The sequence below is a fragment of the Pseudomonas sp. IT-P4 genome (assembly GCF_949767755.1).
Lineage (GTDB): Bacteria > Pseudomonadota > Gammaproteobacteria > Pseudomonadales > Pseudomonadaceae > Aquipseudomonas > Aquipseudomonas monachiensis.
The window spans coordinates 98,157-119,044 of sequence record NZ_CATKPX010000020.1 but is presented as its reverse complement, the minus strand read 5'-3'; the positions used below and the strand labels follow the sequence as shown (position 1 = coordinate 119,044).

Here is a 20,888-nt window from a genome sequence, read left to right as displayed (position 1 = left end):
TTGGTCCGGGCGGCGTTCCGACGATGGCTATGTGTCAGGCGGCATGGATTTTTGAGGGTGTACATATCCGTTGCTGCGGTAACGGCCTCTGGCGGTTCCGCTCTTACAGCGGGTCACTTTGAAAAGCCTGCGCGGCCCGGCGCAAAGTAACCAAACGCTCTTGCCCCTGACATTCGGCCTCACGAGGGGGCGTACACCGCAAAAGCGGCCGAGGCGGCCTACTGGCCCGACCTGCTCGCGGGTTTCGTTCGTCTGGGAGGTACCTGGTGACCGGCAGGCCGCCTTCGCGAGCAAGCTCGCTCCCACAGTTGATCCGGGTATATCTGAAAAAAATTGGTCGGCTGTCAGGCCGCCATCTTCGGAACGCCGCCCGGACCAAGCCTGCTCCCACAGAAGAGCAAAGGCAGATCGGCGTACACCTTCGCTCTTCACCACTCATCAGGCCGAGCGTTAGCTCGCCTGCAGCTCTTGATCTTGATCCACCCGCCCCCTCGGGAGGCTGAGTGGAGGTGTTCATCCGGGGATGGGCGCGCAGCGCCGTTCGACGCAGTCGAACTCATTGCATGTAGGTCGTCGCGAAGCAGACCGGAGGGCAATGCCCCCGGATGGATACCGGAGCGAAGGAACCCCGAGCCTTAGCGAGGGGCCGTACGTTCGGGGCGAGCGCTTTTGGTTACTTTTAAGGCGCTTGTTAAAAGTGACTCGCCGTAAGGGCGAAACCATAAGTCGCCGTTACCGCAGCAACGGATATGTACACGGTCAACAAAAGACAGGTCGGCTCGAAGGCCGCCTCGACTCCTGACGGATCAAAGCTCGAACCGCAGTTCAGGCCAGATCGGCGACGTCCCCCGCTTCTGCGACTCAAGAATGGCCCGGCACAGCGAACACAGCCGCTGGTCCTGAAACACCCGGCGATCAACACTCGACCAGCGAGGCGAAGCCGGCAACAGGCTGCCACACAGGGTCCGGTCCGCCGAGCCGCCCAACTCCAGCTGACGGGTCACCAGATGCACCCGCACTTCCTGGCAGGCGAACAGATCCAGCTGTTCGTCAGGCTCGATCAGTTGATAGGCAAATAGTGACCAGGCGGGACGCGGCATCGGGGGCTCCAAATCGGGGGCGCCACCTTAGCCGAAAGCCTGCCTCTAGAAAAGTCTCATAACAGCGGTTTTAGGGTAGGCCAGACATTTTCCAGCAACTTGTCCTGGGCCCCGGCCGCCGGGTGTATGCCATCAGCCTGCATCAAGTCCGGATGACCGCCCACACCATCGAGGAAAAACGGCACCAGCGGGATCTTTTTCTCATCGGCCAGGTTGCTATAGACCTCGGCGAACGCCTTGGTGTAACGCGCACCATAATTAGGTGGCAATTGCATGCCGAGCAGCAACACCTTGGCACCGCTGGCCCGGGAGCTGTCGATCATCGAAGCAAGATTTTGTTGCAATTGAGTTGGCAGCATCCCGCGCAGGCCATCATTGCCGCCCAACTCGAGGATCACCAGTTCCGGTTTATGCTCTGCAAGCAGCGCGGGCAGGCGCGCCTGGCCTCCGGCACTGGTATCGCCACTGATGGACGCATTGATCACTTTGTCGTCGAAACCTTCGCGCCTGAGCCGTTGCTCAAGCAGCGACACCCACCCCAGCCGGGTATCCAGCCCGAAACCGGCGCTGATACTATCCCCAACGATCAGGACTGTACCCGCCGCTGCGTTTTGGGCCATGCACATCAAGGCCAGGCCAGCACTCAAAAACCAGACACGCATCGGACTCTCCATGGGCGCAAGCATTCTCATCGCGAAGGACCTTAGCAAAGTGGTTCCCAGCGCGGAAGGTGAACTGACCATCCTGCACCAACTCAGCCTGGAACTGAACAAGGGCGACAGCCTGGCCATCGTCGGCGCTTCGGGTTCCGGCAAGTCCACCCTGCTGGGCCTGCTCGCCGGCCTTGACCTGCCGAGCAGCGGCGAAGTCACCCTCGCCGGACAAGGCCTGAGCAACCTCGATGAAGACCAGCGCGCGCGCATCCGCGCCGAGCACGTGGGTTTTGTCTTTCAATCGTTTCAGTTGCTCGACAGTCTCAATGCCCTGGAAAACGTCATGCTGCCTCTGGAGCTCGATGGCCGCAAAGACGCCCGCGAACGCGCCACCCAATTGCTGCAACGGGTGGGACTGGGCCAACGCCTGACTCACTCGCCGCGCCAGCTCTCCGGCGGAGAGCAACAACGCGTGGCGATTGCCCGCGCGTTTGCCGCCGAGCCGGATGTGCTGTTCGCCGACGAACCGACCGGCAACCTCGACAGCCACACCGGCGAGCGCATCAGCGACTTGCTGTTCGAGCTCAACCAGGAGCGCGGCACGACCTTGGTGCTGGTGACTCACGATGAACGCCTGGCCCACCGCTGCCGGCGCCTGATCCGTCTTGAAGCCGGCCTGCTGGTCGCCCCTCTGGAGCCTTGATGGCACGTCTGCCGCTGTTGCGCCTGTTCAGCCTCGCCATCCGCCAATTGCTGCGTGATGCCCGCGCCGGTGAATTGCGCGTGTTGTTTTTCGCCTTGCTGGTGGCCGTGGCCGCCAGCACCGCCATTGGCTATTTCGGAGCCCGCCTGAACGGCGCCATGATGCTGCGCGCTACCGAATTCCTCGGTGCCGACCTGCTGCTCGAAGGCAGTTCGCCCGCGCGCCCCGAACAGATAAGAAGCGGTACCGAACTGGGTCTGGAACACGCTCAGGTGGTGGAGTTCTCCAGCGTCATCGCCACCGACAACGGCATCCAGCTGTCCAGCATCAAGGCGGCCGACGGCACCTACCCGCTACGCGGCGAATTGAAAAGCGCGCCCGCACCCTTTGCCACGGAAACAGTCGGTGGCGGACCGCGACCCGGAGAAGCCTGGGTCGAGGCACGCCTGTTGACCGCCCTGGACCTGAAGATCGGCGACAGCATCGATGTCGGCATGAAAGCCCTGAAACTGGCACGGGTGCTGACTTACGAACCCGACCGCGCCGGCAATTTCTACAGCTTGACGCCGCGAGTGCTGATCAACCTCGACGATCTTGCGGCCACCGGCGTGGTGCAGCCCGGCAGCCGGGTCAGCTATCGCGAATTATGGCGAGGCAACGCTCAGGCACTTGAGACGTATCGGCAACTGATCAAACCGGGGCTCGCCGCCAACCAGCGCTTGCAGGACGCCCGCGACGGCAATCGACAGATCGGCGGCGCCCTGGGCAAGGCCGAACGCTACCTGAACATGGCCAGCCTGGTGGCAGTGTTGTTGTCCGGCGTAGCGGTAGCGCTGTCGGCAACCCGCTTCGCCACCCGCCGGTTCGACGCCAGTGCCCTGCTGCGCTGCCTCGGGCTGTCGCGCCGGGAAACCATGGTGTTGTTCAGCCTGCAACTGACTGTGCTCGGGCTGCTGGCCAGCATCAGCGGTGCTCTCCTCGGTTGGCTCGCCCAACTGGGGTTGTTTGCCCTGCTGCATGACTTGTTGCCGACCGATGTGCCTCCTGGGGGGCTGTTTCCGGCAGTTGCCGGGATCGGCACCGGACTGGTGGCGCTGGCCGGTTTCGCCTTGCCGCCACTGGCGGCTCTGGGCCGGGTTCCGCCATTGCGCGTGCTGCGCCGGGACATGCTGCCGATCCCTTCCAGCACCTGGATGGTCTACGGCGCAGCGCTGGGCGCCCTCGGCCTGATCATGTGGCGCTTGAGCCTGGACCTGGTGCTGACCTTTGCCCTGCTCGGCGGCGGCGTGATTGCAGCACTGGTGCTGGGCGGCTTGTTGCTGCTGCTGTTGAAGAGTCTGCGGCGCATGCTTGCCCGTGCGCCCTTGCCCTGGCGTCTGGGACTGGGCCAACTGCTGCGTCATCCCCTCGCTGCCGCGGGCCAGTCCCTGGCATTCGGCCTGATTCTGCTGTCGATGGCGCTGATTGCGCTGCTGCGCGGCGAGTTGCTGGACACCTGGCAGAACCAGCTGCCGAAAAACGCACCGAACTACTTTGCGCTGAACATCCTGCCAGCGGACAAACAGGCCTTCACCGATCACCTGATTGCCGTGTCGGCGCAATCGGCTCCGCTGTACCCGGTGGTGCCCGGGCGCTTGATCAACATCAACGGCGAGCCGGTGCAGCAAATCGTCACCAAGGAATCGGCAGGTGATCGGGCAATCCAGCGCGACCTGAGCCTGACCTGGGCCGCGGACCTGCCGACGGGCAACAAACTCACGGCCGGCAATTGGTGGAACGAACAGACGCCGGACGATGTTCCTGGCGTGTCGGTAGAGGGCAAGGTCGCCGAAAGCCTGAAGATCAAGCTCGGCGACCACCTGGTTTTCAGCGTTGGCGGGGTCAATCGCGAGGCGAAGGTCACCAGCCTGCGGGAGATCAACTGGGACAACTTCCAGCCTAATTTCTTCATGATCTTCCAGCCCGGCACCCTCAAGGATCTGCCAGCAACCTACCTGACCAGTTTCTATCTGGCATCGGGTCATGACCAACAGATTGTCGACCTGTCTCGCGCTTTCCCGGCGGTGACCATCCTGCAGGTAGAAGCCTTGCTGGAGCAACTGCGCAGCATCCTCGCCCAGGTGACCCTGGCGGTGGAGTACGTGTTGCTGTTCGTGTTGGCGGCGGGGATGGCGGTGCTGTTCTCCGGCCTGCAAGCGACGCTGGATGAACGCATTCGCCAAGGCGCGTTGCTGCGTGCGCTGGGGGCGGAGCGGCTACTGCTGGTCAAGGCTCGACGTATCGAGTTCGGCTTACTGGGCGCAGTCAGTGGCTTGCTGGCTGCGCTGGGTTCGGAAGTGGTGAGTTGGGTGCTCTACCGCTACGCCTTTGACCTGCCGTGGCATCCGCACCCGTGGCTGTTGGTGCTGCCACTGCTGGGCGCCGTGCTCATTGGTGGCGCCGGGGTGTTCGGCACCCGTCGGGCATTGAACACCAGCCCGCTGACAGTCCTGCGCGAGGGTTGATAGACTCCTGCCATTCTCACCACAAGAAGCTGTCATGAGCCGTTACCGCCCTCCCCGCACCGCTGGCACCGCGCTGATCACCCCCGAGGGAGAAGCGCGGATGCGCGCCGAGTTCCATGAGCTGTGGCATGTACGTCGGCCCCAGGTCACCCAGGCTGTCAGCGAAGCCGCGGCCCAGGGGGATCGCTCGGAGAACGCCGAATACACCTATGGCAAAAAGATGCTGCGAGAGATCGACAGCCGCGTGCGTTTTCTCACCAAACGCCTGGAAGCGCTCAAGGTTGTCAGCGAAAAACCCAGCGATCCGAACAAGGTCTATTTCGGCGCCTGGGTCACGATCGAAGACAAGGATGGCAAAGAGTCGCGCTACCGCATTGTCGGGCCCGATGAACTGGACCTCAAACAGGGCCTGATCAGCATCGACTCGCCCTTGGCTCGCGCCCTGATCGGCAAGGCACTGGACGCCGAAGTCCGGGTCCAGACACCGACCGGTGAACAGTGTGTGTATATTGTGGCGATCGACTACCCGTGAGTTTCAACGCCGGGTGATCAGCCCTTGCCGGGCAACGCGGGTCAGTTGCCGGATCACTTCAGGCGCATCTTCGAGGCTGGGGGACTGAATCACTGCCAGGTCGAAACTGTCGTCGGCAAAACGAGCGAGCGACTCACCGTCATCGACAAACTGGATCAGGAAGGCAGCGGGACCTCCGGTACGACGTGGCCAGCCATCGAGATAACGCAAGAGCGTCGGCTGATGTTTGCCGCCAAGCAGGATTTTTGGATTGCGCTGGGTCAGATGTGCCGTGATCGGCGCGGGACGTACAACGGCGTTTAGTGCATTCATTGGGTCGTGTCTCTGCCTCAAAAGTCTGCATGGCAGGTGAGAGGCAACACCGAACCAGCGCTTTAGCGGTATTTCGAAGCCTGTTCCGGCTTCTATCGGCAACTGGATGAGTCACCTGGCGCCCCGCAAGTAGCTGTTTAAATCGGCGCATGAGCAACATCCTAGAGAAGCTGACTGGACAGTGTCAAGAATGACGCTCAACAAAAAAGGCCCGCAATGCGGGCCTTTTTGTTGAGCCAGAGGGGTCAGCCGGCGATGGCACGGTCCGCCGAGAGTTTGCCCGCACCTTCGATCAATACCGCGATACTGCCACCGAGCAATGCCAGGGCGAATTCATAACCGTTGTTGGCCATGAACAGACCATTGCTGATGTGCACCGAGAAAATCGCCACCAGCGACAGGAAGATCAGGCCCAGTGCGGCCGGGCGAACCAGCAAGCCGATGATCAGGGCCAGGCCGGCGAAGAACTCGGTGCCACCCGCCAGTGCCGCCATCAGGTAACCCGGCGTCAGTCCGAGGCTTTCCATGTACTGCGCGGTTCCAGCCAGACCATAGCCACCGAATGCCCCGAAGAGTTTCTGCGAGCCGTGAGCGGCGAAAACAATGCCGACCACGATGCGCAGAACGGTCAGGCCGTAGCCGGCGCGGGTAGACATTACCTTATTGATCAGAGTGCTCATGCTGTTTCATTCCTTGTAAGTGTGTGTTGGTTGGCCGCTATATTAATCAGTAATTCACATGTTAAAAGCGCAAAAAACCCGTCATAACAATCAGATTAGTTGATCATTTGCGTGAGGCAACCTTTTGCCCCTGGGGCTCCAACGACTCCCGCTCCCGATCGAATGCCAAGTAATACTTGTTCACGCTATTAACATAGCTGACGGGGCCCATACCCACTTGCTCCATGGCAATGCGTTCAACCTGGAAGAACCACTGGTTGGGATTCAAGCCTCGCCGCCGGGCTTCTGCCCGCATGCCTTGCACTCGCTCCGGCCCGATGTTGTAGGCCGCCAGCACGAAGGCCATGCGTTCGCGCTCGTTGAGTTTGGGACTGGCAAAGAACTTGCGCCGGATCATCGCCAGGTACTTGGCCCCTGCCTGCACATTGCCATCAAGGTCCTGGATATTGTTGACACCCACCCGCTGCGCCGCAGATGGCGTGATCTGCATCAGACCGGTGGGGCCACCGCCACTGCGGGCGGCGGGTTGCAGGGCTGACTCCTTGAAGGCCAGCGCCGCCAGGTTCAGCCAGTCCATGCCCTGGGCATCGGCGTGCTTCTGCAGCACCGGGCGAAGCTTTTCCAGACGCTGCCGGTCCGCCTTGGCCAGTGGATAGTGCACTTGATAGAGACGACGATAGATCCGCAGGAACGCGGCGTCCTGATCCGATGGTTTTTTGTAGCCGGTGAGGAAGCGATCAATGCTGGCCCGCAACATCGAGGCATCACGGCGCACGAACCAGAATTCTTCTCCCGGCTCGCTGATGAGTACCTGCTTGTCGAAACGCAGCTTGGGCAGGATCTTGCCCCAGCGCTCGGCGATCGGCTGCTCGACGATGGTCAGGTGGAAGATCCCCCCCTGCACCATCTCCAGTACGTCCTCGACAGCAAGACTCGGATCGACCCATTCGATGATGACCGGAGGCAGTTTGTGCAGGGCGAGCTTTTGATTGATCTGGCTGACGGCATCCCCGGCGGCGCTGCCGGCAGGTAACGCCAGGGTCTTGCCGGAAAGCTGTTCAAGTTTGGTATAGCGGCGTTCGCCTTTGATGCCTACCAGGACCAACGGGATGTTGCTGGCAATCGGCTCACTGGTACTGACGGCGAAACCCGGTTGCAGATCGAGCAACTCGCCCGGTGCCACCAAATCGCCCTCTCCGCGCTGCAATGCGCCGAGCAGTTGATCCTTGGCCTTGGGAATGATCTTGAGGGTAATTTCCTGGCCGTCACGGGCATGGCCGTTGAGGTATTGCTCGAACGCTCTCAGACGATGGTATTCGACCCCGATCGCCTGCCCCTGGACTTCGCCGGAACTGTTGCGGCTCTGGTTGACCAACACCCGCAGCACACGACTGCTGCGAATTTGGGCAAGGTCGCGCACCTTGCTGGCCGGTACGGCTTGCAGCGGCCCGGGCAGACGCGCGACCGCCGTCATCGGCAGTAGCAGCGAACAACACAGCAGTAGCAAAACCGAGGGACGAATCATCCACTCTCCGGAAAGAATATGAGGCCCGCTTCAATGACGAAAACCATCAAGCGCGGCGACAAAAACAGAGCGCCCAAGGCGCTGGCAAAGTGCGAAAGACTGGCACAATGATGGCAAAACTACCAACCCAGCCTGGTCCGAGGCTCAAGAGACAGCGTTAACCCGTTGTAGTTCTTGGCTTTTCTTATAAATCCACGGCTCTGATATGCTTTCCGGCCTTTGGGCCGAGGTAGCACCATGCAACTCATCGATATCGGCGTCAACCTGACCAACGCCAGTTTTGCCGACAAACACCAGGCTGTACTCGACCGCGCCTATGCGGCCGGCGTGTGCCAACTGGTGCTGACCGGCACCAGCGTCGAGGGCAGTGAACAGGCCCTTGAGCTGTGCCAGCAACTGGACAAAAGCGCCCGGCGCCTGTTTGCCACCGCCGGTATCCACCCTCACTGCGCCAGCGACTGGAACGCCGACAGCGCCCGACGTTTGCGCAGCTTGCTCAACGAACCGAATGTGGTGGCCGTGGGTGAATGCGGGCTGGATTTCAACCGTGATTTCTCGCCGCGCCCGCAGCAGGAGAAGGTCCTGGAAGAACATCTGGCCATGGCCGTCGAATTGCAGCTGCCGGTTTTTCTGCACGAACGCGACGCCAGCCAGCGTTTGCTGGAAATCCTGCGCGACTTCCGCGACCGACTGCCGGCCGCTGTGGTGCACTGCTTCACGGGTGAACAGAAGGCGCTGTTCAGCTACCTCGACCTCGACCTGCACATCGGCATTACCGGCTGGATCTGCGACGAGCGCCGAGGCACGCATTTGCATCCGCTGGTCAAGGAAATCAAGCGCGGGCGCCTGATGCTCGAAAGCGACGCACCGTATCTGCTACCGCGCAGCCTGCGCCCCAAGCCGAAAAACGGGCGGAACGAGCCGGCGTACCTGACCGAAGTACTGCGCGAAGTGGCGCTGCATCGCGGGGAAAGCCAGGAAGATCTGGCGGCGCATACCACCGCGTGCGCACGGGCGTTCTACGGCTTGCCATCAATCCCCCAGTAACCACAAATCCCCTCCCACGCTGGAATGCTGAGGGGCCGTTGATCTGCATCAAGAATCAGCCACCTGAGTAGCGGCACAATGCTGGCACCTTGCCAAAACTGTTTCCGCTATCAGAGAAGACCTCCATGGGTGCCTGGCTTAGCAATATCTCGCTGAAATACAAATTCTGGGCGGTCAACGCCGTCGCTTTCGTCACCACCCTGTTGCTGGTGCTATACGCGGTGCAGCTCGAACAGCAGGCCCGCAGTGACGCCGCCCAGGCCTCGGCCCGGGCCCAGGCGCGATTGCTCGAAGCCTGGCCCGCCGGGCAAACGCTACCCCACGCTGACAACCTGCTGACGTTCAATCGCGGACAAGCGCCGTCGCTGAATGAACACCCCATTCCCGAACTCATCAATGCAAACGGCTGGGTCGAGATCAACCTGATGCCGCTGTTCGGTGACAATCCGTTGATGGGTGCCGAAGTGTTTACCCGTGCCGATGGCCAGCGGGTCGCCGTGATTGCCCACGGCCCAAGCTTGAGCCAGGTGTTCAGCGAGCGCTTCGCCAACTACGCGTTGGCCGTGTTCATCCTGATGTTGGCAATGCTCGGTGCCTCGCAGTTATTGATCCGTTTCCTGCTCAGCCAGCTCAACACCTTGAAAGACGTCATGCTGCACGTGGAGAAAACCGGCGACCTGTCGGCCCGCGTGCCATTGGCTTGCAGCGACGAAGTCGGGCAAATGGCCAACGCCTTCAACGCCATGCAGGCCGGTTATCAACGGGTGGTCAACACCGTCGCCAGCACCGCCCGGCAACTGGACGTCGGCGCCGCGCGGCTGGCGGCCAGCATGAATGAAGTGCGCCACGGCATGCTGGGCCAGCAAAGCGAAACCGATCAGGCCGCCACGGCGATCAATGAAATGACCGCCACGGTCTATCACATTGCCCAACACGCGGGCGCCACCCGTGACCTTTCACAATCGGCCAATACCCTGGCCGGCAGTGGGCAGGAGGTCGTGACACGGGTGCAACGGTCGATTGCCGGACTGTCCACCGGCGTCCAGCAGACCGCCGAGATGATTCAACGGCTGGCCGAGGACAGCCAGAAGATCAACGGCGTGGTCAACGTGATTCACAGCATCGCCGAGCAGACCAACCTGCTGGCGCTGAACGCCGCCATCGAAGCGGCCCGGGCCGGCGAGATGGGGCGCGGCTTCGCGGTGGTCGCCGATGAAGTACGCAACCTCGCCAAACGTGTACAGGCTTCCACGGATGAAATCACCCTCATGGTCTCGGCGTTGCAGGCTGGCACGCGGGACGCCGTGGATTTCATGCAAGAGAGTTCGTTCAAGGCCGACGACTGCGTACAACAGGCGCAAGAGGCCGGCGCGGCACTGGCCGAGATTACCGGCGCAGTGGCGCAAATGCGTGAAAGCAATACACAGATCGCGGTGGCGGCCGAGCAGCAAAGCCAGGTGGCGGAAGAGATGAACCGGGCGGTGGTGAGCATCCGTGACGTGACCGAGAACACGGTGCAACAGACAGTGACGTCGGCGACCACCAGCAATGAGCTGGCGGCGTTGGCCGGGGAACTGAGCAAGGCGATAGGTCAGTTGAAGCTTTGAGGGACTCTTCGCCAGCAAGCCCGCTCCCACAGTTGAAATGCATTCCCCTGTGGGAGAGGGCTTGCTCGCGAAGGCGTCAGTCGAGTCCACATCAAATTTGAACATGACGCCTATCAAACCAATAGCCAGCCTTGATTCGCCGCCAGCATAGACCGGGCCTATTCTTCCTACATGTGTTCAACATGGATCGAGGATCGGCATCATGGGTAAACGTCACCCCAACCTACCCGCCTGGCAATGGCGAGCGTACCCGAACAATCATCAGCACCCGACCAATCTGGTGCTGCATCTGATCGCGGTGCCGCTGTTCATCGTGGCATTTCTACTGATTGTGACCGGGGTGTTCAGCCTGAGCCTGGCAAATATCGCCATCGGCGTGATCGGTGTGATCGCGGCGATGGCCTTGCAACGCCACGGCCACAGCCTGGAGACCCAAGCCTCCGAACCCTTCAGCGATCGCAAGGATGCAGTATCACGCCTGTTGGTCGAGCAGTTCCTGACGTTTCCGCGGTTCTTCCTCAGCGGTGGCTGGTGGCGCGCCTGGCGTGAGCGCCACCGCCGTCACTGATCAGGCGAACACGGTCACCGTCTGCCGGCTCATGGCGATCAACCGGCCATCCGCGCTCCACATTTTTGCGGCCGCATGCCCGTAGCCGTCGGCGGCGTATTCGGTCTCGACGAGGTATTTACACCAGTCCAGGGTGTTCAGGTCCAGCAGCGGTTGCACGAACTCGATGGTCCAGGTCAGTGTGCTACCCATCGCCGGCTTCTTCAAAAATGGCATCAGGGCCGGCGGCCAGGCGTCCACCAGCGCCAGGATATGCGCCTCGCCGATGGCCTCTTCCTTTACGTCGCCGCGCAAGCGTACCCAGCCACCCATTTGCCGGGATGTGCTACCGCTGAACGGCAACCCGCCGACACTCCAGCGCATCGCCAGATGCCGCATGAACTCAGGGATGACGCCTTCGACGAAAGGCAACTCCTGGCATTCGTCCCAGTGCTTCATTTCAGGTGCCGGTTCAGCGGCCACCGCCACTTCCGAGGGCCGCGAGGCACCGAAGCTGCCCTGGATCAATGTCACCACCTGCCCCTTCTGCACTACCCGGCCCAGCACTTGGCTGACGGCCTTGCCTTCGCGCAGTACGTCGACCTCAAAACTGACCGGCACCTCGGGCTCAACCGGGCCGACGAAGGTGATTGCCAACGAACGCACCGGCCGATCCGCCGGAACCCGGGCGCGCATGGCTTCGTACTGCAAAGCGGCCACCAGGCCACCGAAACTGGCCCGCCCCTGAGCCCAGGAGGCCGGGATAGACAGCTCCAGCGGCTGGCCGCGGACAGCGTCGAGCAGTTCGGAAAAACGCATGAAAACCTCTGGGATCGGAAAAGATGAAGGGATCTTAACCATCTGGCGAAGTTGATACATCGCCTATTCCGGCCAAATTGACTGACAGATGAGCCCAACAAGGCTCGCTCCTACAATGGATCCGGGGAGGTCTCAGGATTTGAAACAGGCCTTGCCGAGTTTTTCCAGCACCCGATCCGCACGGCTTTCAGCCTCGGCCATGGTGGCTTCCCAGACAGCAACACAGGGTTGTAAATCCGCTTCCCGTTCAGCCATCGCCAGCCATTGCACGCAATCGTGCCAGTCACCTAGTGCGCCCTGGGCCGATTTCAACCGGGGCATGGCCGCTTTCGGCAAACGGTCCAGTTCGGGGTAGGCGTCGATGCCATAGCGCACGCGCTTGATCAACAAGCGCAGCCGATGACGGTCATGGGTCGGATCGTGCAGTGCCTCGTCGAGTTTTTTCCACTGCTTGCCCAGGCGTTTTTCGATGCGCTTGCGCAGCCCCTTGAGCAATCCCTGGCGCTGGGCAGCACGTAGAAAACGTGGAAACGCATCGAGGACGATCAGCATTTGCGCGAGCTCGGGACTGGCTGCCACGGCCGGATAGGCCTCGGCCATTTGCGCCATGCGCCACTGTGCGGCTTGGGGTTGATGGTGCTGGAGCAGGTACGCCGCCAACACTTCGCGATCGCGTAAAGGCGTGCTCAGTTCGCCCACCCGGGAGGCGGCCGCTTCCAGTTGTTCGACACCGGGCAGCCCGCGCAAGGGCCGCAACAGGCTGCGTAACCGCCGCATGGTTGTGCGCAGGTCGTGTAACGCTTCAGGGTCTGTACGCTCTTTCAAGCGGGCCTGACAGGCAAGCAGACGAACTTCCAGGCCCAGAACCTGAGCCACCAACCGATCGATCATGGGGGTTTACTCCGTAAACAGCGCCAGGTTGCAAGCTCCAGGCTGCAAACTCGAAAGATCTTGCAGCTTGCAGCTTAGAGCTTGTAACCGCTTTTCGCTTTTAACGCCCCGCGCGCGATTCACGAATATAGAAACGAGCCTTCTCGGCTTTCCTGGTGCAGCCTTCGAACCCCTCGAATTGCTGCTGGGTCTTGGCCGCGGTCAACAGCGACAGGGCCTTGGAGTAGCTGACAGTCCCGGCGAACCCTTCGGCCTTGGCCAGGTCCAGTTCATGCCATGCCGCATCCAGATTACTACCGCAGCTGTCGCGATAAGCGGTTTTGCCGGCACAACCGGCGAGCGCCAGGGCAATCAATGGCACGCAGATCCAGGCTTTCATCATTCACTCCTCAAGAATAGGTCAACAGTCATGCAGGTAAGACGTTGTGGCACCTGAAAAGTGCCGTTGGTCCGCTGTGCAAACTATAGCGCCGACGAGAATAACCATGTGCCGCCATGGAGTGTCGAAAATACGACGCTCTTGTCCCCTCGTACGACCATGGCGATTGAAGCATGGCCCTCGATGGGTGCATTGTTGAACCATTCAAACGAGGGCGATTCATGAAAAAGCGCGTCGCACTGGTATTGGGCTCGGGTGGAGCCCGGGGTTATGCACATATCGGGGTCATTGAAGAGATCGAACGGCGCGGGTATGACATTGCCTGTATCGCCGGATGCTCCATGGGCGCGGTGGTGGGCGGAATCTACGCCGCCGGCAAACTCAATGACTACCGCGACTGGATCGAGAGCCTGGACTATCTCGACGTGTTGCGCCTGGTGGACGTCAGTTTTCGCCTGGGGGCGATTCGTGGCGAGAAAGTCTTCGGGCAGATCCGCAAGATCGTCGGCGAGATCAACATCGAGGATTTGCGCATCCCCTACACCGCCGTTGCCGCCGACCTGACCAACCAGCAGGAAATCTGGTTCCAGGAAGGATGCCTGCATCAGGCCATGCGCGCCTCGGCGGCGATTCCCAGCCTGTTCACCCCGGTGATGCAGGGCAACCGCATGCTGGTCGATGGCGGCATTCTCAACCCGCTGCCGATCGTGCCGGTGGTGTCGAGCCATTGCGACTTGATCATCGCGGTCAACCTCAACTCCACCAATCAGCGCCACTATCAATTGCCGGTCATCCAGCGTCCCGCCGCCTTCAAGACCCGCTTCGACAGCCTGATCAATTCCCTTGGCTCGAAGCTGCCGTTCCGCCGCAAACAGGCCGAGCAATTGTTGATCCTCGAGCAGGAGGCCCTGAGGGCCGAAGGGGCGGACCTCAACCCGTGGATCGAATCCGCCGAACCCGAAGCGCAGCAACCGGCGGCGGCTCCGGAAGCCAGTGGCGCCCCCCGCTCCGCCACCGGTTCGTTCATCATCGACAACGTTGGGCCGGCGTCCTTGCTGGATTTGATCAACCAGAGTTTCGAGGTGATGCAGACGTCGCTGGCGCAGTACAAGATTGCCGGGTATCCGCCGGACATCCTGATCAACGTGCCCAAGCGCGTGTGCCGTTTTTTCGAGTTCTACAAGGCGCCGGAATTGATCGCGCTGGGACGGGAGATTGCGCGGGATACGCTGGACCGGTATGAGAATGAGCAGAACTGAACGCCTGAAGGTTCTCGGGTGACTATCAGGCAACGAAGATCTAAAGGCTACCCTCACCCAACAACCGATACCCCACCCCTGCCTCAGTGACGATGAACCTGGGCTGGGTCGGGTCATCCGCCAGTTTCTGGCGCAAGTGCCCGACCACGATGCGCAGGTAGTGAGTGTCTTCGGTGTGGGTCGGCCCCCAGATGTCCTTGAGCAATTGCTGCTGGGTGATCACCCGCCCTGGATGCCGCGCCAGTTGCGCCAGCACGGCGTATTCCTTGCGGGTCAGCGCGACTTCGACATCGTCGAGCAGCACCCGGCGATACGCCAGGTCGACCGTCAACGGACCGAAGTTCAGCGCCGCTGGTTGCGCCTCGCCTGCGGGCACCTGGCGCAATAACGCACGGATCCGCGCCAGGAATTCCTGAATGCCGAATGGCTTGGTCACATAGTCATTGGCGCCGCCATCCAGGGCCTCGACTTTCTGCCCTTCACTGGCGCGCACGGAGAGCACCAGCACCGGCACCGTCGACCACTCGCGAAAGTCACGCAATACCTGTTGGCCGTCCATGTCCGGCAAGCCGAGGTCGAGCACCAGCAAGTCCGGTTTGTTCAACGCAGCTTGCACCAATCCTTCGCTGCCGGTACCCGCCTCCAGCACTTTGTAGCCCTGGGAAACGAGGCTGATGCGCAGGAATTTGCGGATCTGCGGTTCGTCGTCAATGATCAGGATGGTCGGGGTCTGGCTCATGAATTCACATCAACACAAAGAAGTGGCAAGAGAGTAGCGCAAGCACGATCAGGCTTCACTGTCGTATCCCGGCTGAGCCTGCAGCGGCAGGTGCAACGTGATGCAGGTGCCGCGCCCCTCGATGCCGTCGGCGACACTGATGCGACCGCCATGGGCACCGACCATGCCCTGACAAATCGCCAGCCCCAGCCCGGTACCCTGCCCGCCGCGATCACCCCGCGCCGCGGTGTAGAACATGTCGAAAATTTTCGCCCGTTCCTCTTCCGGAATCCCCGGCCCCTCATCGCTGACCGAGAAAAACAGCTCGCTGTCATCGGCCCCGGCGCGCAGTTGCAAGCGCCCGTGGGGTGGCGAAAACCGCGCGGCGTTTTCCATCACGTTGATCAGTGCCTGTTCGATCAGCGCGGCATGCACATACAGCAACGGTAACTCGGCCGGTACGTCGGTGCTGACCTGCAACGGCGCAAGGACTGCCCGCAGGCGATTGCGCGCACTGCCGACGATGTCTGCCGGCGACACCCAGTCCCGTGCCAGCTTCAAGGCACCGTGGCCGAGGCGGGTCATGTCGAGCAGGTTTTGAATGTAGCGGTCCAGGCGCTCGGCTTCATCGCGGGTGCCTTCGAGCAACTCACGTCTGTCCTCCAGCGGGATCGCTTCCCCCAGGGCCAGCAGGCTGTCGATACTGCCGCGCATGGACGTCAGCGGTGTACGCAGGTCATGGGACACCGACGCCAGCAAGGCGCTGCGCAGTTGCTCGGTTTCGCCGTGCAGCCGCGCCGCTTCCAGATCGTCGGCCAGTTGCGCCCGGGCCAGCGCCTGGGCCAGCGGCTGGCTCAGTGCGGTCAACAAGCGTCGGCGCTGGCCGCTCAGAGTCTGGCCTTCCCTGGCGCACACGCCAAGCAACGCCAGCGGTCCGTCCTCCACCGACAATGGCCACCACCACCAGCGGCCGAACGGCAAGGTGCCGGTGCCCGCACCCGCGGGTTGATCGTGCTGCCAGGCCCAATCGGCGGCGCCGCGCTCGGCTTCGCTGAACTCCAGGGGGCCACCGGTTTCGACTTGCCAGCCGTTTTGCCCGTCGCGATTGAGCAGGCACAGTTGCACATCACTCCAACCATTGAGGTGCTGGGCAGCCGCGCTGACCACGGCCTGGCGGTCGGTGGCGGCGGTGAGTTTGCGGGACAGGTCGAGCAGTTCAGTGGTCTCTTCCTGGGTATCGCGCAATGCCTGCAATTGCCGGCGCTGGCGCGCCGCGAGGTTGCCAGTGAGGGCCGCCATCAGCAGGAAGAACAGCAAGGTCAGCACGTCTTCCTCGCGCTGGATGCTGAAAGAGAAATTCGGTGGAATGAACAGGAAGTCGTAGGTCAGGAACGACAGCGCCGCACAAGCCAGCGCCGGCCCGAGGCTGCTGCGCACCGCCACCAGCAATACCGCTGCAAGGAACACCAGGGAAATGTTCGGCAGTGGCAAAACACTCGCCACCGCCCAGGCCAGGGCGCTGGCCAGAACCGTCGCGACCACGACCAATGCATAGTCGAACCAGACCAGTGAATGCATCGACCGCTGATGGGGTTGAAGCTGTTGGTGATCGCTGTCGAGAACGTTGATCTCCAGCCCACGTGCATTACGCAGCAGTCGCGCCGCCAGCCCGCCACCGAACAGACGTCGACGCAGTCTCGGACGGGACTGGCCGACCAGCACCAGGCTGGCGCGGCGTTCGGCGGCATGCTGGATCAGGGTTTTCGCCACTTCACCGGCGCGCAGCAGCACCACTTCGCCGCCCAGGCGCTCGGCCAGTTGCTGGGCGCTCTGCAGACGCAGGCGGGACTGCTCGTCACGCACGCTGCCGTTGTCCACGTGCACCAGGCTCCAGGGCAGGTGCCGCCGCTGGGCCACGCGACTGGCATGGCGTACCAGACGCTCGGCCTGGGCATCGCCGTCGACCCCCACCAGCAATCGCCCGCGCACGGCCGGCGCCGCTTGCCCCAACTGACGATACCCCTGGGCCAGATCGTTATCGACCTGAGCCGCCGCGGCTTGCATCGCCAGTTCGCGCAGAGCCGTGAGGTTGGTCTGGGAAAAGAACGCGTCGATGGCCGCCCGCGCCTGCTCCGGCACATAGACCTTGCCGTCGCGCAGGCGCTCCAGCAGCTCCCGTGGCGGCAAGTCGATCAGCAGCAGTTCGTAGGCTTCCTGCAACACCCAATCAGGCAGGGTCTCGCGGACCTGCACGCCAGTGATGCCGCGCACCTGGTCGTTGAGGCTTTCCAGATGCTGGACGTTGACCGTGGTGTACACGTCGATGCCGGCGGCGAGCAGTTCCTGAATGTCCTGCCAGCGCTTTTCGTGGCGGCTGCCCGGAGCGTTGGTGTGCGCCAGTTCGTCGACCAGCACCAGCTTCGGTTTGGCGAGGAGCAGACCGTCGAGGTCCATTTCTTCGAGCAACACGCCACGGTACTCGGAACGTACCAACGGCTGTTGCGACAAGCCGCCGAGCAGTGCTTCGGTTTCGGCCCGGCCGTGGGTTTCGACGACGCCGGCGATGACCTTCACCCCTTGACGCAACTGGGTGTGGGCCGCTTGCAGCATGGCGTAGGTCTTGCCGACACCCGGTGCGGCACCGAGAAATACCTTGAGCCGGCCACGGCCATCGCGGGGCAGGTCTGCTAACAGCGCGTCGGCGCGGCCGGAGTTGCTCATTTTCATTGCCTTGTTTGACTTGATAGTTGGGTGTGGCATTAAAAGATCGCAGCCTGCGGCAGCTCCTACGCCAGATGGCGTACATCCTGTAGGAGCTGGCGAAGCCTGCGATCTTTTGATCTACAGTTTTTCCAGCGCCCGATTCAACTCAAGCACATTCACCACCGGCGGGCCTATCAGTGGTTGCTCGACGTGGGCATCCAGCAGTTGTTGCAGCGTTGCGACCGGCAGGTTGCGCGCCGTCGCGACACGCGCCAGTTGATAGGCAATCGCCGCCGGTGGCAAGTGCGGATCCAGACCGCTGCCGGATGTAGTGAGCAACGCCAATGGCACCGGCCCCTGGCCTGGCACCAACAGTTTGCTGGCATCGTCGATCACCCGCGTCGCCAGCGCCGGGTTGCTCGGCGACAGGTTGCTGGCACTGCTCGACACGGTGGCAAAGGCACCGGCCGAAGGACGCGGGTGAAACCAGGCGTCGCCGACGAAATCCTGGGCGATCAGCGAGGAACCGCGGACCTTGCCTTCGGCATCCCGCACCAGGCTGCCGTTGGCCTGATCCGGGAACGCGACCTGGGCCACGCCGGTGACCACCAGTGGATAAGCGACGCCGGTGATCAGCGTCATCAGGACCAGCAGGCTCAGGGCCGGGCGTATCAATGTGGACATTTCAAAATCCTCTAATTCACAAGTCAGGTACACCGTGGCGCATCCATCGCGAGCAAGCTCGCTCCCACAGGGTATGAGGTGCTTTTGTGGGAGCGAGCTTGCTCCGGGCGGCGTTCCGACGATGGCGGCTTATCTGGCACACCACGCAGTCAAACCAGATGCAACGCCGTCAACAGCATGTCGATCGCCTTGATGCCCACGAACGGCACCAGGATCCCGCCCAGGCCGTAGATCAGCAGGTTGCGCCGCAGCAACGCCGCCGCACTCGCCGCATGAACCCGCACACCGCGCAGCGCCAGCGGAATCAGCACCACGATGATCAGGGCGTTGAACACGATCGCCGAGAGAATCGCGCTCTGCGGGCTGCTCAGGTGCATCACGTTGAGCACGCCCAGTTGCGGGTAGATCGCGGCGAACAGCGCCGGCAGGATCGCGAAGTACTTGGCCACGTCGTTGGCGATGGAAAAGGTCGTCAGCGCACCGCGGGTGACCAGCAATTCCTTGCCGATCTGCACCACGTCCAGCAGCTTGGTCGGGTCGCTGTCGAGGTCGACCATGTTGGCCGCTTCACGGGCCGCTTGAGTACCGTCGTTCATCGCCATGCCAACATCCGCCTGGGCCAGGGCCGGGGCATCATTGGCGCCGTCGCCGCACATGGCGACCAGACGACCGTCGTTTTGCTCGTGACGAATGCGCGCCAGTTTTTTCTCCGGCGTGGCTTCGGCCAGCACATCGTCCACACCCGCTTCAGCGGCGATGGCAGCGGCGGTCAACGGATTGTCGCCGGTGACCATGACGGTGCGGATCCCCAGCTTGCGCAACTCGGCGAAACGTTCGCGGATACCGGGCTTGACCACGTCCTTGAGGTGGATCGCACCCAGCAACTTGCCGTCGGCACACACCAGCAACGGGGTGCCGCCGCTTTGGGCGATCTTGTCGATCTCACGGGACAACGATGCAGCCAGATCAGCGCGCTTGAGGTCCACGAACGCCAACAACGAATCCACCGCGCCCTTGCGGTACACGCGCCCCTGATAGTCGACACCGGACAAGCGGGTTTCAGCACTGAACGGCACAGCGGTCAACAGCTCGGCGGATGGCTCCGGCTGAGGGTGAAGGCCACGCAAGTACTCAACGATGGACTTGCCTTCAGCCGTGTCATCGGCCAGCGAGGCAAACAACGCGCCTTCAGCCAGTTCCCTGGCAGTGACGCCAGGCGCGGCATACACCGCCGAGCAACGACGGTTACCAAAGGTGATGGTGCCGGTCTTGTCCAGCAGCAGGACGTGCACGTCCCCCGCCGCTTCCACCGCACGACCGGACTTGGCGATCACGTTCAGGCGCACCAGGCGATCCATCCCGGCGATACCGATGGCCGACAGCAAACCGCCGATGGTGGTCGGAATCAACGTGACCAACAGCGCCACCAGGAACACCAGTGGCAGGCTGCCATTGGCGAAGTGGGCGAACGGTTGCAGGGTGACGACCACCAGCAGGAAGATCAGGGTCAGGCCGATCAGCAGGATGTCTAGCGCCACTTCGTTCGGGGTTTTCTGGCGTTTGGCGCCTTCGACCAGGGCGATCATGCGGTCCAGGGTCGACTCGCCGGGGTTGGCGGTGATCTTCACCAGCAGCCAGTCGGACACCAGCCGTGTGTTGCCGGTAACGGCCGAGCGGTCACCACCGGACTCGCGAATTACGGGGGCCGATTCACCGGTAATCGCTGCTTCGTTGACCGCCGCGATACCTTCGATCACTTCGCCGTCACCGGGAATCATCTCTCCCGCCTCGACGCGCACCACATCGCCTTTGCGCAGGTTGGCGGCGGGCACCACCTGAAAGCTGCCGTTGCCGGTCCTGCGCCGGGCGCTGAGGCCTTCGCTGCCGGCCTTGAGGCTGTCGGCGCGGGCCTTGCCGCGACCTTCGGCCAGGGCTTCGGCGAAGTTGGCGAACAGCACGGTGAACCACAGCCATACAGCGATTTGTGCGGCGACGAAGGTCGGCACTGCCGTGTCGGGAATGAAGCACAGCACGGTGGTCAGGATCGCCGTCAGTTCGACCACCAGCATCACCGGCGCACGCTGCAATTGCCTTGGGTCGAGCTTGACGAAGGCTTGCACCAGCGCCGGACGCCACAGGGCCGAGAAAGCGGTTTTTGGCGCTTCGACCGACTTGGTCGGTGACGCAGATTTTGAAGCTGGAACGTGCATATTCATGATGGATTC

General features: G+C 62.2%; 19 protein-coding genes. 7 read left to right on the top strand and 12 right to left on the bottom strand.

From position 1 onward, the window contains the following. Positions 1 to 806: 806 nt before the first annotated feature. Both ACM6IT_RS05430 and ACM6IT_RS05425 read right to left on the bottom strand, forming a co-directional pair. A complete protein-coding gene (locus ACM6IT_RS05430; protein WP_007991769.1) occupies positions 807 to 1,100 on the bottom strand; it encodes a hypothetical protein in 294 nt (97 codons plus the stop codon). A 56-nt stretch (positions 1,101 to 1,156) separates the two neighbouring features. Then, positions 1,157 to 1,762, bottom strand: coding sequence for an arylesterase (locus ACM6IT_RS05425; RefSeq protein WP_008049055.1), 606 nt, complete (start codon positions 1,760 to 1,762; stop codon positions 1,157 to 1,159). Between the two features lie 10 nt (positions 1,763 to 1,772). Here ACM6IT_RS05425 and ACM6IT_RS05420 point away from each other — a divergent pair, with 10 nt between their 5' ends. The 3 genes from ACM6IT_RS05420 to greB are packed head-to-tail and all read left to right on the top strand — an operon-like array spanning position 1,773 to position 5,492. Further along, positions 1,773 to 2,456 (top strand): ABC transporter ATP-binding protein, encoded by a 684-nt coding sequence (locus ACM6IT_RS05420; protein ID WP_046043370.1) that lies wholly within the window; start codon positions 1,773 to 1,775, stop codon positions 2,454 to 2,456. Next, positions 2,456 to 4,960, top strand: coding sequence for an ABC transporter permease (locus tag ACM6IT_RS05415; protein WP_414917659.1), 2,505 nt, complete (start codon positions 2,456 to 2,458; stop codon positions 4,958 to 4,960). The genes ACM6IT_RS05420 and ACM6IT_RS05415 overlap by 1 nt, the downstream gene beginning before the upstream one ends. 34 nt (positions 4,961 to 4,994) lie before the next feature. Next, positions 4,995 to 5,492 carry a transcription elongation factor GreB gene (greB, locus tag ACM6IT_RS05410; protein WP_414917658.1) on the top strand — a complete coding sequence of 166 codons (498 nt, stop codon included), beginning with the start codon at positions 4,995 to 4,997 and terminating at the stop codon, positions 5,490 to 5,492. A gap of 3 nt (positions 5,493 to 5,495) precedes the next feature. Here greB and ACM6IT_RS05405 read toward each other — a convergent pair whose 3' ends face one another. From ACM6IT_RS05405 to ACM6IT_RS05395, 3 genes are all read right to left on the bottom strand, one after another. Next, positions 5,496 to 5,804 carry a hypothetical protein gene (locus ACM6IT_RS05405; RefSeq protein WP_056727122.1) on the bottom strand — a complete coding sequence of 103 codons (309 nt, stop codon included), beginning with the start codon at positions 5,802 to 5,804 and terminating at the stop codon, positions 5,496 to 5,498. Positions 5,805 to 6,049: 245 nt separating this feature from the next. Further along, positions 6,050 to 6,484 carry a DoxX family protein gene (locus tag ACM6IT_RS05400; protein ID WP_056727123.1) on the bottom strand — a complete coding sequence of 145 codons (435 nt, stop codon included), beginning with the start codon at positions 6,482 to 6,484 and terminating at the stop codon, positions 6,050 to 6,052. A gap of 103 nt (positions 6,485 to 6,587) precedes the next feature. Next, positions 6,588 to 8,009: a transglycosylase SLT domain-containing protein gene (locus tag ACM6IT_RS05395; RefSeq protein WP_056727124.1), complete on the bottom strand. Its 1,422-nt coding sequence runs from the start codon at positions 8,007 to 8,009 to the stop codon at positions 6,588 to 6,590. A gap of 237 nt (positions 8,010 to 8,246) precedes the next feature. Between ACM6IT_RS05395 and ACM6IT_RS05390 the strand changes: the two genes are divergently transcribed. The 3 genes from ACM6IT_RS05390 (at position 8,247) to ACM6IT_RS05380 (ending at position 11,231) form a co-directional block, all read left to right on the top strand. Continuing rightward, positions 8,247 to 9,056, top strand: a complete 810-nt coding sequence (locus ACM6IT_RS05390) for a TatD family hydrolase (protein ID WP_056727125.1) — start codon at positions 8,247 to 8,249, stop codon at positions 9,054 to 9,056. 125 nt (positions 9,057 to 9,181) lie between these two features. After that, entirely contained in the window at positions 9,182 to 10,663 is a 1,482-nt protein-coding gene (locus tag ACM6IT_RS05385; protein ID WP_056727126.1) for a methyl-accepting chemotaxis protein, read from the top strand. A 202-nt stretch (positions 10,664 to 10,865) separates the two neighbouring features. Then, positions 10,866 to 11,231 (top strand): Mpo1-like protein, encoded by a 366-nt coding sequence (locus ACM6IT_RS05380; RefSeq protein WP_056727127.1) that lies wholly within the window; start codon positions 10,866 to 10,868, stop codon positions 11,229 to 11,231. Here ACM6IT_RS05380 and ACM6IT_RS05375 read toward each other — a convergent pair whose 3' ends face one another. The 3 genes from ACM6IT_RS05375 to ACM6IT_RS05365 all read right to left on the bottom strand — a co-directional run bounded on the left by ACM6IT_RS05375 (position 11,232) and on the right by ACM6IT_RS05365 (position 13,299). Next, positions 11,232 to 12,029 carry an acyl-CoA thioesterase gene (locus ACM6IT_RS05375; RefSeq protein WP_414914974.1) on the bottom strand — a complete coding sequence of 266 codons (798 nt, stop codon included), beginning with the start codon at positions 12,027 to 12,029 and terminating at the stop codon, positions 11,232 to 11,234. It lies immediately after the preceding gene. 132 nt (positions 12,030 to 12,161) lie between these two features. Further along, positions 12,162 to 12,920, bottom strand: coding sequence for a CHAD domain-containing protein (locus ACM6IT_RS05370; RefSeq protein ID WP_056727129.1), 759 nt, complete (start codon positions 12,918 to 12,920; stop codon positions 12,162 to 12,164). A gap of 100 nt (positions 12,921 to 13,020) precedes the next feature. Continuing rightward, the gene (locus tag ACM6IT_RS05365) at positions 13,021 to 13,299 is read right to left on the bottom strand and encodes a hypothetical protein (protein WP_007973587.1); all 279 of its coding nucleotides are present in this window, start codon (positions 13,297 to 13,299) and stop codon (positions 13,021 to 13,023) included. 221 nt (positions 13,300 to 13,520) lie between these two features. Between ACM6IT_RS05365 and ACM6IT_RS05360 the strand changes: the two genes are divergently transcribed. Beyond that, the gene (locus tag ACM6IT_RS05360; protein ID WP_056727130.1) at positions 13,521 to 14,558 is read left to right on the top strand and encodes a patatin-like phospholipase family protein; all 1,038 of its coding nucleotides are present in this window, start codon (positions 13,521 to 13,523) and stop codon (positions 14,556 to 14,558) included. Between the two features lie 40 nt (positions 14,559 to 14,598). On the opposite strand, the gene ACM6IT_RS05355 is transcribed toward ACM6IT_RS05360, so the two are convergent. The 4 genes from ACM6IT_RS05355 to kdpB form a co-directional block, all read right to left on the bottom strand. Beyond that, entirely contained in the window at positions 14,599 to 15,297 is a 699-nt protein-coding gene (locus tag ACM6IT_RS05355; RefSeq protein ID WP_414914973.1) for a response regulator, read from the bottom strand. A gap of 48 nt (positions 15,298 to 15,345) precedes the next feature. Further along, positions 15,346 to 17,997 carry a DUF4118 domain-containing protein gene (locus tag ACM6IT_RS05350; protein WP_414917657.1) on the bottom strand — a complete coding sequence of 884 codons (2,652 nt, stop codon included), beginning with the start codon at positions 17,995 to 17,997 and terminating at the stop codon, positions 15,346 to 15,348. Between the two features lie 120 nt (positions 17,998 to 18,117). After that, a complete protein-coding gene (gene kdpC / locus ACM6IT_RS05345; RefSeq protein WP_056727133.1) occupies positions 18,118 to 18,663 on the bottom strand; it encodes a potassium-transporting ATPase subunit KdpC in 546 nt (181 codons plus the stop codon). A 149-nt stretch (positions 18,664 to 18,812) separates the two neighbouring features. Next, complete coding sequence (gene kdpB / locus ACM6IT_RS05340; RefSeq protein ID WP_414917656.1) at positions 18,813 to 20,879, bottom strand: potassium-transporting ATPase subunit KdpB; 2,067 nt, start codon at positions 20,877 to 20,879, stop codon at positions 18,813 to 18,815. Between the last annotated feature and the right edge of the window lie 9 nt (positions 20,880 to 20,888).